Source organism: Aerosakkonema sp. BLCC-F183, from assembly GCF_041929145.1.
Taxonomy (GTDB): Bacteria; Cyanobacteriota; Cyanobacteriia; order Cyanobacteriales; family Aerosakkonemataceae; genus Aerosakkonema.
This window is the reverse complement of the sequence record NZ_JBHFNU010000009.1, coordinates 47653-62096: the sequence shown is the minus strand read 5'-3', so window position 1 is coordinate 62096 and position 14444 is coordinate 47653. Positions and strand designations below refer to the sequence as shown.

Genomic DNA, 14444 nt, shown 5'->3' with positions numbered 1-14444 from the left:
TCAGATCGAATTGCTACTTGAGGACTCTTGTAGCATTGAAAATTGCCAGTAGCGCCACTCCCACATCGGCAAATACTGCCTCCCATAACGTGGCAATTCCGATCGCACCCAAAGCAATAAACAATCCTTTAATTGCCATCGCCAGTACAATATTTTGCACGACAATCTGGCGCGTCTTCTTGGCAACTTGAATCGCCTCTGCCACTTTAGAAGGAGCATCCGTCATAATCACTACATCAGCCGTTTCAATTGCCGCATCCGATCCCAAGCCGCCCATTGCCATACCTACATCAGCTCTCGCAATTACCGGAGCATCATTGATACCATCGCCCACAAATGCAACTTTGCTTTTCCCAGATCGACTTAGCAGTTTCTCGATCGCCTCTACTTTTCCTTCCGGTAACAATTCAGCAAGATAGGAATCTAAACCCAGTCGCTCTGCTACACTTTTAGCAACCATCCGGTTGTCACCTGTCAGCATGACAGTTTGCTCGACTCCCACCCGTTTAATATCTCGAATTGCTGTAATTGCATCGTCCTTAATTTCATCGGCAATTAAAATGTATCCCGCATAACGTCCATCAACGGCAAGATGAACGACAGTACCCTCTACATTACAGGAATCGCGGTCAATATTTTCTCGATGTAAAAGGCGATCGTTCCCCGCTAAAACGACCTGGTTTTTCACTTTTGCCCGAATCCCATGACCCGCAATTTCTTGATAATCTGTTACATCTGCGTCATCAATTGGCTTACCGTATGCTTCTCGAATCGACTGCGCTACTGGGTGGCTAGAATGAGATTCAGCTAAAGCTGCCAAGTTAAGTAATTCAGATTCAGAAAAACCATTTTTAGTTACAATTTTCGCTACCTTAAATACTCCTTTGGTCAAAGTTCCTGTTTTATCAAAAACAACAGTTTTAACTGCCGTCAGGGTATCCAAAAATGTCGATCCTTTGACCAGAATGCCTCGTTTGGCAGCACCGCCAACACCACCGAAGTAGCCCAAAGGAATACTAATTACGAGTCCGCAAGGGCAGGAAATCACCAGCAGAATCAAGGCGCGGTAAACCCATTCTGCGTGAGTTGCACCGGGAACGAACAGAGGTGGTAGAACGGCTACAGCGAGTGACAGAACAACGACAACGGGGGTGTAATAACGGGCGAATTGGGTGATAAATTTCTCGGTTTCTGCTTTCTTGCTGGTGGCGTTTTCAACTAGGTCGAGGATTTTAGCGATCGAAGATTCTTCAAATCGTTTGGTGACTCGAATCGTTAGAACACCACTCTGGTTAATCGTACCTGCCAGGACGACTTCTCCAACTTTCACCGTGCGCGGAACAGATTCTCCGGTTAATGCTGAAGTATCAATCTGAGAATTCCCTTCCAAAATTTCACCATCTAATGGCATCTTTTCGCCTGGTTTGACTAAAATGATGTCTCCCACGTTAACGGTTTCTGGGGAGACTTTTTTCACCGTTCCATTGGCTTTCAAATTAGCAGTGTCGGGGCGAATTTCCAGCAAAGATTTGATGGAGCGGCGAGAACGACCTACAGAGTATTCTTGAAACAATTCTCCGACACGGAAAAATAGCATGACGGTAACTGCTTCCGGGAGTTGATGAATGGCGATCGCTCCTATAGTCGCAATTGTCATTAAGAAGTTTTCATCAAACACCTGTCCCCTGATAATGTTGCGTCCGGCAGTTTTTAACACCGACCAACCACTGAGTAAATAGGCGGGAATGAATACAGCATACTCACCCAAACTGTAGGGCGTGTTATGCAAGGGTTGCTCAAAAATCATTCCCACAGCCAAGAGTGCGATCGTTCCCAACACTGAGGGAAGTTCCCGTTTCAGGTTAAACTCGCCTGAACCGTGACTGTGCCCGTGGTCATGGTCATGGTCATGGTCATGGTCGTCAGCCTCTAAATGAGATTTTGGGCTGATGATGGTGTAGCCCAGAGAGAGGATGCGATCGCGGATTTCCTCTTCCTTCACCTGCTTTGAGTCATACGTCACGCTCAAGCGTCCCGTCGCAAAACTGACACTGGTTTCTGCTACACCCGGTATTTTCTGTACGCCTGCTTCGATCTTGGCTGCACAGCCACCGCAATCCATGCCGCCGACCTGCATCTGTTGGGTTTTGAGGGAAGGAGTCTGAGTCATAACCGCTTTACCAAACACATCACACGATTACCAGCATTGTAATCCAATTCGTGAAATATCTGAGCAGTTGTTCATTTATTAAAACGATTATCATTCTAGGCTTATACTGAAGGTGTGTACAGGCTATTGCTTAAAGAAGATTGACCGCATTGAGCCTCAAGATCGACCTTTCATAATGAACGAACCTAACCCTTCACAAAAGTCCCCATCCCACGAGTCCGACGCGCCCAATTGCGAGTCTCGTCTAGTTAATCTGGATAACGTGCGCTCCTTACAGCCAGAAATCTTGCCAATTGAGGAAGCGCAGCGCATGGCGGAATTTTTTGGCGTACTCGCCGATCCGAGCCGTTTGCGCCTCCTCTCTTGCTTGACAAAACAGGAGTTATGTGTATGTGACTTAGCAGCTAGCTTAAAGATCAGTGAATCTGCCGTTTCCCACCAGCTGCGCCTCCTGCGAACATTGCGCTTGGTGAAGCATCGCAAAGAGGGTCGTAACGTCTATTACAGCTTGGCAGATAGCCACGTTATCAATCTGTATCGTGAGGTGGCAGAACATTTGAAGGAACCAGAAACCAAGTTTTAGCTCCTTCCTAAGTCACAGTCAAAAAAGTTTCTGTCGATGCTCAATGTAAGTGTCTCATCACCTAAAAAGTAGTCCGATGGGGAGCGAACAGAATCACCACTGCACCAACCAGGCAAATAGTCGCTCCCAGTAAGTCCCATCGATCGGGTTTGACTCCCTCAGCGAGCCATAGCCAAAAAATAGATGAAAGAATATAAATCCCACCGTAAGCAGCGTAGGTTCTGCCAGCGTAAGCAGCATCAACCCTGGTGAGAGCCGAAGCGAAAATAATCAGTGCCATCAAACCGGGAATTAACCAGAGGATACTTTTTTCCAGGCGCAGCCATACCCAAAAGGCATAGCAGCCAGAAATTTCTCCCAAAGCTGCCACTAGGAAGAAGATAAGCGATCGCATCGAATCCTCCAAAATCTTTCTTTTTCTGAAGTCTACTGAAAGTGCTAGGGTAAATTATGAAAGTATTATGAAAATTTAAACCTAACTTTAAAAAGAAAGGTAAGAACGATTCTTTTACCTTAGATGGCTCAATCAAGTTACTGGGTAGTAATAAAATTCAAATCCCAGTAATAGGAGTAGTTCAAACCTATGAGAGATTACCTCAATTAGACAAAATTAAAAACGTAACTATTAGTAGACAGACTGATAGATGGTTTATTAGTTTCAAAATTGACAGTAAAATTATTAATGCAGTGAGCCAAATCCGGTCGTGGCTCAATACAATGAAAGCAAGTATGGAGGAGAATTATGAACTTCATTCACAGAAGTGTTACCATTGTAGGGATAGCCACGCTACTGGCTGGAATGCCTCTGACTGCCTTTGCAGAACAACAGAGGTTTTCCATCCTAAACCGGGTAAACGCTGAGGACTTGTTCAAACAAGGGGTAGACAAGATTGAAGAAGGACACTACCAGGAAGCGATCGAGGATTTTAACCAGGTATTGAAGATTAATCCTAAGTTTGTCGAAGCTTACTGTAACCGAGGTCTGGCCCGCGTTTGGTTAGAAGACTATCAGGGAGGAATTGAAGATTTTCGACACGCATTGCGTATCGATCCTAACCATGCCGATGCTTACAATAAGTTAGGTAATACTTACGTTGCCCTAGAAAACTTCCAAAAAGCAATGGAAAATTTTGACTCGGCAGTACGAATCGACCCCAATTTTGTCGATGCTTACTACAACCGAGGTCTTACCCGCTACACACTGGGAGACAAACGGGGTGCGATCGCTGACTACACTCAGGCACTGCGACTCGATCCCACGCTAGCCGCAGCTTATGGCAACCGGGGGCTAGCCCGTCAAGCATTAGGAGACAAACAAGCAGCAATGGCAGATTTACAGAAAGCTGCCCAACTGTTTCGCGATCGGGGTGATGTGGCTGGTTATCAAGAAACACTAAATTTGATCGAATCGGTGAAGCGATAGGAAGACATTAGTTGAGATGATTTTTTAGACGGATTTGTAACTGTAAGCACAGAGCAAATAATACCACTGCTCGAAGTTGCTAGAAGATGTTTTCATCACCGTCGATCGTAATATCGTGTCCGGTAGCATCGGTTGCATAAAAAAATGTGTTCTTATCTGATTTATTATCTGCGTTCATCTGCGTTTATCTGCCTACATCTGCGGTAAAAATTTAACCCCCGATCTCCCACAGACAATCTTTACCATCAGTCTTAGACTACCGATGCACAGAAGGTATTTTTTTGACTTGAAAGCAACTTATTCTAGTTCTGGTAGAAGATTTGAATAAATTTTGAGGGTGACCCCTGCCGGGTATTTTGCTTTATTATATGTGTATAGTAAATTTGGCTATCTTCCTTAAGTTACAAATTTGTAAGATAAGCAACATTTTTGCTCGATCGAGAATATAAAAAGCTTCACGTTAGTGAATATGAAAAAATACAGATCCCTTGTTTCGACTGCGCTAGGAAGTGCTTGGGCGTGTCTGTTGAGTGCGAATCCAACGGCAGCACAGATTGTCCCCGATGCCAGCCTGCCGGTGAATTCGATCGCTACACCGCAGGGAAACACCATCTCGATCGAGGGAGGAACTACAAAGGGTGGCAACTTGTTCCACAGCTTTCGGGAATTTTCCCTTCCCACTGGTACGGAAGCATATTTCCACAACACAGTCGATATTCAAAACATCTTCACCAGGGTAACGGGTAGTTCTGTTTCTCATATCGATGGGTCGATAAAAGCTAACGGTGTTGCGAACTTATTTCTGATTAATCCCAATGGCATTATTTTTGGCCCTAATGCGCGATTGAACGTCGGCGGATCGTTTGTCGCGAGTACAGCCAGCAGCATCAGATTTACTGATGGCATAGAGTTCAGCGCCAGCAACCCAAATACCTCACCCCTGCTAACTATCAACGTACCAATTGGCTTGCAATTTGGCTCAAATCCACGACAAATTACCATCAATGGCCCAGGTCACAATCTCAGAACCGACCCAAAAACAGAAGCATTCATTCGGGATAATCGCCCCGTGGGACTTCAAGTTCTCGATCGCACTTTAGCCTTAGTGGGTGGGGAAATTACTCTGGCAGGAGGCAACTTGACCGCAAATACCGGACGCATAGAGTTAGGAAGCGTCGCGGGAGACAGTTCGGTCACTCTGATCCCGATCGATCCAGGCTTCAAGTTGAGTTATGAAAACGTGCAAAACTTTCAAGATATCCGTCTAATCGGCGCAGCTTCCCTAGATGCCGTTGGTAGCAGAGGAGGGGACATTCGGGTGCGAGGACGGCGCGTGACCCTCAGCGATGGTTCGGTGATAGCAGCCAACACTTTAGGATCGCGATCGGGAGGAAACTTAGTTGTCAACGCATCAGAAACGGTGGAACTAATTGGCACTTCTGCCGATGGTAAAATTCGCACCGGCTTGTTTGCCGATACCTACTCCACAGGTCAGGGGGGAAACCTGACGATTAACACTCGGACTTTGCTGGTGCGAAGTGGGGCAGCTATCAGCGCTAGCACTTACGGCGCAGGGAAAGCAGGCAATTTGACGGTGAATGCTTCCGATTTAGTGCAATTGATTGGCGGTCTGGATATTGCCTATTTATTAGCTAGGGCTAATCCAGGTTCTACCGGAGATGCGGCAGATTTGACTATCAACACGGCGACTTTGCTGGTGCAAGATGGGGGACAAGTGGGGGCGGGCACTTTTGGGTCTGGAAGAGGTGGAAATTTAACTGTAAATGCCTCCGAACAAGTGCAGGTGAGCGGAATTTCTGCTCGACCTGGGTTTCCCAGCGCCATAGGCCCTAGAGCTGCTCCAGGCTCTACCGGAGATGCGGGAAACTTGACGATTAACACGGGGACTTTGATCGTGCGCGATCGCGCGAGAGTAGGTGCGAGGGGATTGGGAGAAGGAAATGCAGGCATCGTTACTATTAACGCTCGCTCTATCTTGTTAGATAACCAAGGCTTTATTTCTACTGACAGTCAGAGTCTCAAGGCTGACCCGAATCGAGAACAAGCAACAATCGTTTTGCGATCTGGAAATTTGATTTTGCGCCAAAACAGCCGACTGAGTACCAATGCAGAGGGAAAAAATGCGATCGGGGGCAATATCAACATTAATACGGATGTCATACTTGCTTCGGGGGATAGCGATATCAGCGCCAATTCCAAAAACTTCCGAGGCGGTCAGGTGAGAATAAATAGCCAAGGTATTTTTGGTTCTGTGCCTCAAATGGCACCTACTTCAGGCAGTGATATCACCGCCACTGGGGGAACGCCGGAACTAAGTGGTGTAGTGGAAATCGACACTCCGGCTGTTAACCCTAATCCGGGATTGCATCTAGTATCGCTAAGACTTTTTGATGACTCTTCTCTGGTTGTGTTTTCCTGTTACCGTCGGGGGTCAGATAGGACTCAATTTTTGGTGACAGGTAGAGGTGGTTTGCCTCCTACTCCTTATGATGAATTAAGCAGTCGGTACGATCTAGTAAGTGTGCGATCGCTACCCGCAGCAACACCAGTGCAGTCGGTTCGGAAAAATTCTACATTGGAACTGAGTCCTGAGTTGGTCGAGGCTTCTGGTTGGACGATCGCTTCCGATGGTAAGGTTATCCTCACCGCTAACCCTTCTAATATTATGTCTGGAAATTCGACATCTGCATCTACTTGTCAGGCAACTGAGTGAGCGAAAGCGACCATTTAATCTTTTCGATCGATAAATTTCCGAACAAAAACTAAAATATGCTTAACATTTCCGACATTTCCGTACAAACCCAAATCTATGAAAGCGCCAACTCTCTAGTTTACCGAGGTATCCGGGAGTCAGACAACCAACCTATTATCCTGAAAATCCTTAAAGAAAATTATCCCACTCCCCAAGAACTCGCTCGCTACCGCACCGAATATGAAATTACTAAGTCCCTTAATCTGACGGGCGTTGTCAAAGTCTATGATTTGCAGAAATATCAAAATACCCTGGTCATGTTTCTGGAAGACTTTGGCGGGGAATCATTGAGAGTTTGGATGCAGCAGCGTTCCTTTACATTAGAAGAATTTCTGAAAATTGCGATCGCAATTACTGAAACTTTAGGTCAAATTCACGCCGCCAATATCATCCACAAAGACATTAATCCCTCGAATATCGTTTACAATCCAGCTACCGGACAGCTAAAAATTATCGATTTCGGCATTTCTACTAAGTTGACGAGAGAAAATCCAACTATCAAAAATCCCAACGTTTTAGAAGGAACTCTCGCCTATATGTCGCCCGAACAAACGGGACGAATGAACCGCAGTTTAGATTATCGCACTGACTTTTATTCCCTCGGCATCACTTTTTACGAACTGCTAACAGGAAAACTGCCTTTCGAGACAATTGATGCACTAGAATTGGTACACTGTCACATTGCTAAACAGCCATTACCCCCCCATTTAGTAGGGGCGAAGCATTCGGGAGATCGATTATCAGGAAATCGGACAGATTTATTCCCGAATGCTTCGCCCTTCCCCTCAGATCGATTATCGGGAAATCCGACAGATTTATTCCCGAATGCTTCGTCCTTCCCCTCAGAAATTCCCCAAATCATTGCAGATATTGTAATGAAACTGATGGCAAAAACTGCTGAAGATCGATATCAAAGTGCTTTTGGAATCAAAGCAGATTTAGAAGAATGCCTTTATCAATTAGAGCAGAATGGCATTATATCACATTTTTCTATAGCTCAACAAGATATTTCCGATAAATTTCAACTACCGCAGAAACTTTACGGCAGAGAGCGCGAAATTGAAACTTTACTAACTGCTTTTGAGCGAGTTACCTCCCAAAGCGAAATGATTCTGATTGGTGGATATTCCGGCATTGGTAAGACAGCTTTGGTACAAGAACTCTACAAACCAATTACCGAGAAGCGGGGTTATTTTATTTCTGGTAAATTTGACCAGTACCAGCGCAACATTCCTTATAGTGCGATCGCCGCCGCATTTCGAGAATTAATCAAGCAACTCTTAAGCGAAACTGAAACAAAACTCAACCAGTGGCGAGAGAAACTGCAAGCAGCTTTAGGGAACAACGGGCAAGTAATTATCGAAGCCATTCCGGAAGTAGAATTAATAATTGGCAAACAGCCTGCCGTGCCAGAAGTTGGCCCCAACGAATCTCAGAATCGCTTTAATTTAGTCTTTCAAAATTTCATCAAAGTATTTACAAAAACCGAACATCCTTTAGCAATATTTATCGACGATTTGCAGTGGGCAGATGGAGCATCTTTAAAACTAATCCAACTGCTAATGAGCGGCGCGTCAACTGGATTATTTTTAATAAGCGCCTATCGAGATAACGAAGTTTCCTCGGTTCATCCATTAATGCTAACCGTTGAGGAAATTGCTAAAACTGGAGCAAAAATCGAACAAGTTGCTCTCTCACCTTTACAACTAAGAACCGTTACTCAAATCGTTGCAGATACTCTAAAGTGTTCCGAGTCAAGAGCCAAGCATCTTGCCGAGTTAGTGGTTGTGAAAACCGGGGGAAATCCCTTCTTTCTGAATGAATTTCTAAAATCGCTTTATACAGAAGGGCTGTTAGAGTTTGATTTGACTGCTCGCTGCTGGCAATGGAATTTGCCGGAAATTCAAGGGCGAGGATTTACTGATAACGTAGTTGAATTGATGGCAGGAAAAATTGAAAGATTGCCAGAAACAACGCAAGAAATATTAAAATTAGCGGCTTGTATTGGCAATCAGTTTGACTTAGAAACATTAGGTTTGATAGCGGAAAAATCTTTGAAAGAAGCAGCCAGTAATTTACTTTCAGCAGTAGCCGAAAGTTTAGTAGTTCCTCTTGGCAATATGGGAGATGTAGAATTAGCCATTGCTGCCAGAGAATTTGCCTCACCTCAATTATCAACCGCCTTATCTCAAGCGGTAGAATACAAATTTGTCCATGACCGCATTCAACAAGCTGCCTATTCTCTGATTCCCGATAATAATAGGAAAATAGTTCACCGACAAATCGGGCAAGTTTTGCTGAAGAATACTTCCTCGAAAAACCGGGAAGAAAAAATTTTTGATATTGTCAATCAATTGAATTTTTGCCTATCGTTAATTACCGAGCAATCAGAGAGAGATGAACTGGCCGGGTTAAATCTCATAGCAGGTAAGAAAGCCAAACTTTCGGCAGCGTATCAGCCTGCTTTGAATTATTTGCAAGTAGGAATAGAACTGTTAGCAACTGATAGCTGGCAGCAACAGTATCATCTTACCCTTTCACTGTATGAAGAAACTGCGGAAGTGGCATATCTCAATGCCAATTTTGACTTGATGGAGGGATTTATTAAACTGGTACTAGCTGAAGCCAAAACAGTGCTAGACAAAGTGAAAGTGTATGAGGTAAAGATTCTGGCATATATGGCTCAGGGAAATTTCCTTTCAGCGATTGATTTCGTATTAGAAATTCTGAAATTGCTGGGAGTAAGATTGCCAAAAAACCCTAGCCAACTCGATATTTTATGGGGACTGCTTCAGGTAAAAACAAGCTTAGGATTCCGACCAATTGCCAGCTTAATTAACCTGCCAGTGATGTCTAATCCTTACCCTAAAGCAGCGATGCGTATCCTCGCTGCAATTGCTGCTTCTGGCTACCTGTCTGTGCCTATGTTGTACTTGTTGATGGTGTTTAAGATGGTCAACTTATCGATCAAATGGGGTAATGCTGCTGAATCTACTTTTGCTTATAGTTGCTATGGCCAGATTCTCTGTAACATTTTGAAGGATATTGACAATGGCGCTCAATTTGGTCAACTCGCTCTCAATTTGCAAGTCGCTCTCAATGTTACAGGGATTAAAGCTAGGGTGATGATATATTTCTTTATCAAACACTGGATAGAACCAGTTAAAGCAATATTGAATCCCTTGCGAGAAATGTATGTGGATGGAGTGGAAACCGGAGAATTAGAATATGCTTGTTGGGCTGCTACTATCTACTGCTGGGTTGCTTTTCTGAACGGCTGTGAATTGAAGCAAATGGAGTCAGAAATGAGTATCTACAGTTTGGTGTTTTGGGAAAAAGGACAAAAAACTATTAGTGAGTATCATAGTATATATCATCAGACAGCGCTCAACTTATTAGGACAAGCAGAAAATTCCTGTGATTTGATAGGCAATGTCTTTGACGAACAGGCAATGACACCCCGATTTCAAAGCAGAAATGATTATCTTAGTCTCTTCACGATGTACTTTAGTAAATTAATTCTTTGCTTTCTCTTTGGTGAGGCAACCTTGGCGGTGAACAATGCTAAAGAGGCCAGACATTACCGAGATAGTATGAGAGGCAGTACCCTAATTTTGGATTTTTATTTTTATGAGTCTCTAGCGTGTCTATCAGCAATTAATTCTAAAGACTCTGTTAGCGAAGTCACTAGGAACTTTCCCCGAAAACAACTGCTGCACAAGGTGCGACAAAATCAGAAAGAATTGCGAAAATGTGCCCATTATGCTCCGATGAACTATTTGCAGAAATATCTGCTGGTAGAGGCTGAACTTTATCGAGTTCAAGGTAAAGATAGTCTAGCAACGGATTATTACGACAAAGCCATTGCCAAAGCCAAAGAAAATGACTACGTTCACGAAGTTGCGATCGCTTACGAACTCGCCGCCAAGTTTTACCTATCCAGAGGTAAAGAACTGATAGCAAAAGCCTATATGCAAGAAGCTCGCTACCACTATCAACTCTGGGGTGCAACAGCTAAAGTCAAACATTTAGAGAAACAATACTCCAAATTACTGGGTGCAACTCAAGCCCAAATTAAAGACATTAAAACTTCCACAGGAGCAACGACTACAGGTTCCAGTAACAATCTCGATATTGCCACAGTAATGAAAGCATCGCAAGCAATTTCTGGCGAAATCGTGCTGGATAAATTACTTTCTAGCTTGATGAAAATTCTCATCGAGAATGCCGGAGCCCAAACGGGCTACCTGATTTTGTCAGAGCGGGGAAAACTACTAATTGAAGCGTCAGGAACAATAGACGAAGAACAGGTGAAAGTGTTGCGATCGATTCCCGTTTCCCAATGTCAAACCATTTCTGAAACGATCGTCAATTATGTAGCACGAACTAAAGAAACTGTGGTGCTAAATGATGCTACCCGTGAAGGTAAATTTACCAACGATTCTTATATCAAGGAGCGTCAGCCTAAGTCAATTTTATGCCTACCTCTGATTAATCAAGGCAGACTAATCAGTATAGTTTACTTGGAAAATAACCGCACGATTGGGGCTTTTGCACCGGAAAGACAGGAAGTTTTAAATCTGCTCTCATCTCAGGCGGCGATTTCTATAGAGAACGCTCAACTCTACAATAATATGACGAAACTGAACCGAGCTTACGAGCGTTTTGTACCCAGTCAATTTCTCCAATTTTTAGATAAATCCAGTATTGTCGATGTGCAATTAGGTGACCAAGTTCAGTTAGAAATGTCAGTGCTATTTTCCGATATTCGCGACTTCACTACTTTGTCGGAAAGTATGACACCAGAGGAAAATTTCAAGTTTATCAATTCCTATCTTTCTCGCATGGAACCTGTAATTACTGAAAATCACGGTTTTATTGATAAATATATTGGCGATGCAATCATGGCTTTATTTAGTGGCGAAGCTGATAATGCAGTGAAAGCTGGCATCGCTATGCTAAACCAACTGCCACAATACAATCAGTATCGCGCTAATTGTGGCTACGTGCCGATTCAAATTGGGATTGGTATCAATACAGGTTCTTTAATGTTGGGAACTGTCGGCGGACAAAATCGGATGGATGGTACGGTAATTAGCGATGCAGTTAATTTGGCTTCTCGCGTGGAAGGTTTAACGAAAAATTATGGAGTGTCGCTGTTAATCACCGAGCAAACTTATTCGCGATTGACAAATCCGGCTAAGTATGGAATTCGCACGATCGATACGGTGAAGGTCAAGGGGAAATCTCAAAGGGTGACGGTTTATGAAGTTTTCGATGCCGATTTACCGGAAATTAAAGAGGGGAAATTAACTACTTTGTCATTGTTTGCAGAAGCTTTGTCACTGTACGGTGAAGGGAAGTTCGCTGAAGCAGGACGGCTGTTTGCCGATTGTTGGCAGCAAAATCCGGGCGATCGCGTCGCTAAAATCTATTTAGAACGCTGCCAGAATAACTAGCAACTTGAGTTAATATGCTAAGCACGATCGCGATCGCTAATTCCAAATGGCAATTGTTGCTACTCCCGTTTGAGGTGGAGTCAACGGTTAGTCAAACAGTATTTCAAAACTTGACTGCTGCTTATACCAGCACGGATAGATTTTATCATAACTTGGCACATATCCTGCAAGTTATCGAAAAAATTGAAATGATGCGATCGCAAACCCAAAACTTCGCCGCCGTAGAATTTGCCGCCTGGTTTCACGATGTCATCTACGACCCCAAAGCAAAAGACAACGAAGAGAAAAGTGCTACCTATACAGCAGATGTTTTGAGCAGTTTGGCAATTCCACGAGAGACGATCGATACTGCTGTCAACCTAATATTAGCAACGAAAAACCATCATCCCATAGCTAACAGTATTGATAGTCAAATTTTTCTGGATGCAGACTTATCCATATTAGGTTATTCTGAGACAGAATATCGAAATTACGCCCAAGCAATCAGACAAGAATATTCCTGGCTTTCAGATACCGAATATCGATTGGGGAGAAAACAAGTTTTAGAGAAATTTTTGCAACGAGAAAGGATATATTTTACCGAGCAAATGTTTGCCGCCTTGGAAGTGAAGGCTAGACAGAATATGCAAGAAGAAATAGAATATTTATCACAAGGAAACATAAATAAAATGTAATAGTGATTCCACAAACAAAAGCGATCGCCCAAACACTCCAATCCATCCTCAGCCCAGCCGCAGTCTGCGAGTGGGAAAACATTGAAATTTTTCAGCAAAAACACTTAAGCAAATCAGTATCAGCCGACACCACTCCCACCTGCATAGTTTATCCCAACACCCAGGCAGAACTAGCCCAAATCATCGCCTGCGCCCACCAGCAGCGTTGGCGCGTCTTACCTTGCGGCAACGGCAGTAAACTGAGTTGGGGCGGCCTAGCTAAAGGGATAGATGTAGTAATTAGCACCGAGCGCCTCAACCGCGTCATCGAACACGCAGTAGGCGATTTAACCATCACCCTCGAAGCAGGCGCAAAATTCGCCGATATTCAGCCAATTTTGGCAAAAGCAGGCCAATTTATCGCCATCGACCCAACTTATCCCCAAACAGCTACTATTGGCGGCATTGTCGCTACTGCTGATGCCGGTTCCTTGCGGCAACGATATGGCGGCGTTCGAGATATGCTGCTGGGAATTTCCTTTGTCCGTTACGATGGTGAAATTGCCAAAGCCGGTGGGCGCGTAGTAAAAAATGTAGCCGGATACGACTTGATGAAATTGTTTACAGGGTCGTTTGGAACTCTCGGCATTATTTCACAAGTTACGTTTCGACTTTATCCTTTGCCGGAGGCATCGCAAACCGTTGTGCTTACTGGTACACCAGATGCGATCGCACAAGCTACCAAAACCCTTCTCGCCTCCGCCTTGACACCCACCGCCGTTGACTTACTATCGACTCAGTTGGTAGCTAACCTGGGGCTTGGTAAAGGCATGGGATTAGTTTCTCGCTTCCAAAGCGTCACCGAAAGCGTCCGAGAACAATCAAACCGACTGCTGGAAGTCGGGGAAAAGCTGAGTTTGCAATGCAGCAGCTACGCGGGAAATGATGAGGCTAATCTATGGCAACAATTACAACAATCAATGCAGGCGTCGGCCACAGAGTCTGCGATCGCTTGCAAAATAGGAGTGTTACCCACTGCTGCTGTCGCTACTCTTTTCCAATTGGATAAGATTGCCTCTGGGCAGGGAATGGGTTTGATTCACGCTGGTAGCGGTTTGGGGGTATTGCGGTTTGAAAGTGAAAATGCAATTGATGATGTGAAAAAAATGCGATCGCACTGTCAATCTCACAGCGGTTTTCTCACTGTTTTAGAAGCACCAATCTCTTTCAAACAAAAACTGGATGTCTGGGGTTACTCCGGCAACGCCCTAGATTTAATGCAACGAATTAAACAGCAATTTGACCCGAAAAATATCTTCAGTCCACATCGTTTCGTCGGCGGTATTTAAAACTCTCTTGTGGGGTGGGCATCCTGCCCGCCCG

General features: G+C 44.2%; 8 protein-coding genes. 6 read left to right on the top strand and 2 right to left on the bottom strand.

All coding sequences use genetic code 11. The features are described 5' to 3' along the window. Positions 1–13: 13 nt before the first annotated feature. Positions 14–2170, bottom strand: a complete 2157-nt coding sequence (locus tag ACE1CD_RS01290; RefSeq protein WP_374820982.1) for a heavy metal translocating P-type ATPase — start codon at positions 2168–2170, stop codon at positions 14–16. A 175-nt stretch (positions 2171–2345) separates the two neighbouring features. On the opposite strand from ACE1CD_RS01290, the gene ACE1CD_RS01285 reads away from it, so the two are divergent. Next, a complete protein-coding gene (locus ACE1CD_RS01285; protein ID WP_374801200.1) occupies positions 2346–2753 on the top strand; it encodes an ArsR/SmtB family transcription factor in 408 nt (135 codons plus the stop codon). A gap of 61 nt (positions 2754–2814) precedes the next feature. On the opposite strand, the gene ACE1CD_RS01280 is transcribed toward ACE1CD_RS01285, so the two are convergent. Further along, a complete protein-coding gene (locus ACE1CD_RS01280; RefSeq protein WP_374820979.1) occupies positions 2815–3147 on the bottom strand; it encodes a YnfA family protein in 333 nt (110 codons plus the stop codon). A 348-nt stretch (positions 3148–3495) separates the two neighbouring features. Between ACE1CD_RS01280 and ACE1CD_RS01275 the strand changes: the two genes are divergently transcribed. The 5 genes from ACE1CD_RS01275 (at position 3496) to ACE1CD_RS01255 (ending at position 14410) form a co-directional block, all read left to right on the top strand. Further along, on the top strand, positions 3496–4176 hold the full coding sequence (locus tag ACE1CD_RS01275; RefSeq protein WP_374820976.1) for a tetratricopeptide repeat protein: 681 nt from the start codon (positions 3496–3498) through the stop codon (positions 4174–4176). A 469-nt stretch (positions 4177–4645) separates the two neighbouring features. Further along, positions 4646–6910: a filamentous hemagglutinin N-terminal domain-containing protein gene (locus tag ACE1CD_RS01270; protein ID WP_374820973.1), complete on the top strand. Its 2265-nt coding sequence runs from the start codon at positions 4646–4648 to the stop codon at positions 6908–6910. 56 nt (positions 6911–6966) lie between these two features. After that, positions 6967–12408 carry an AAA family ATPase gene (locus ACE1CD_RS01265; RefSeq protein WP_374820971.1) on the top strand — a complete coding sequence of 1814 codons (5442 nt, stop codon included), beginning with the start codon at positions 6967–6969 and terminating at the stop codon, positions 12406–12408. Positions 12409–12422: 14 nt separating this feature from the next. Beyond that, positions 12423–13082, top strand: a complete 660-nt coding sequence (locus ACE1CD_RS01260; RefSeq protein ID WP_374820968.1) for a hypothetical protein — start codon at positions 12423–12425, stop codon at positions 13080–13082. Between the two features lie 2 nt (positions 13083–13084). Continuing rightward, complete coding sequence (locus ACE1CD_RS01255; RefSeq protein ID WP_374820965.1) at positions 13085–14410, top strand: FAD-binding oxidoreductase; 1326 nt, start codon at positions 13085–13087, stop codon at positions 14408–14410. The last annotated feature ends 34 nt before the right edge of the window (positions 14411–14444 follow it).

Coding starts and splice junctions, on each gene's coding strand:
- ACE1CD_RS01260 (WP_374820968.1), top strand. CDS start 12,423: ATGCTAAGCACGATCGCGATCGCTAATTCCAAATGGCAATTGTTGCTA.
- ACE1CD_RS01285 (WP_374801200.1), top strand. CDS start 2,346: ATGAACGAACCTAACCCTTCACAAAAGTCCCCATCCCACGAGTCCGAC.
- ACE1CD_RS01270 (WP_374820973.1), top strand. CDS start 4,646: ATGAAAAAATACAGATCCCTTGTTTCGACTGCGCTAGGAAGTGCTTGG.
- ACE1CD_RS01290 (WP_374820982.1), bottom strand. CDS start 2,170: ATGACTCAGACTCCTTCCCTCAAAACCCAACAGATGCAGGTCGGCGGC.
- ACE1CD_RS01275 (WP_374820976.1), top strand. CDS start 3,496: ATGAACTTCATTCACAGAAGTGTTACCATTGTAGGGATAGCCACGCTA.
- ACE1CD_RS01265 (WP_374820971.1), top strand. CDS start 6,967: ATGCTTAACATTTCCGACATTTCCGTACAAACCCAAATCTATGAAAGC.
- ACE1CD_RS01280 (WP_374820979.1), bottom strand. CDS start 3,147: ATGCGATCGCTTATCTTCTTCCTAGTGGCAGCTTTGGGAGAAATTTCT.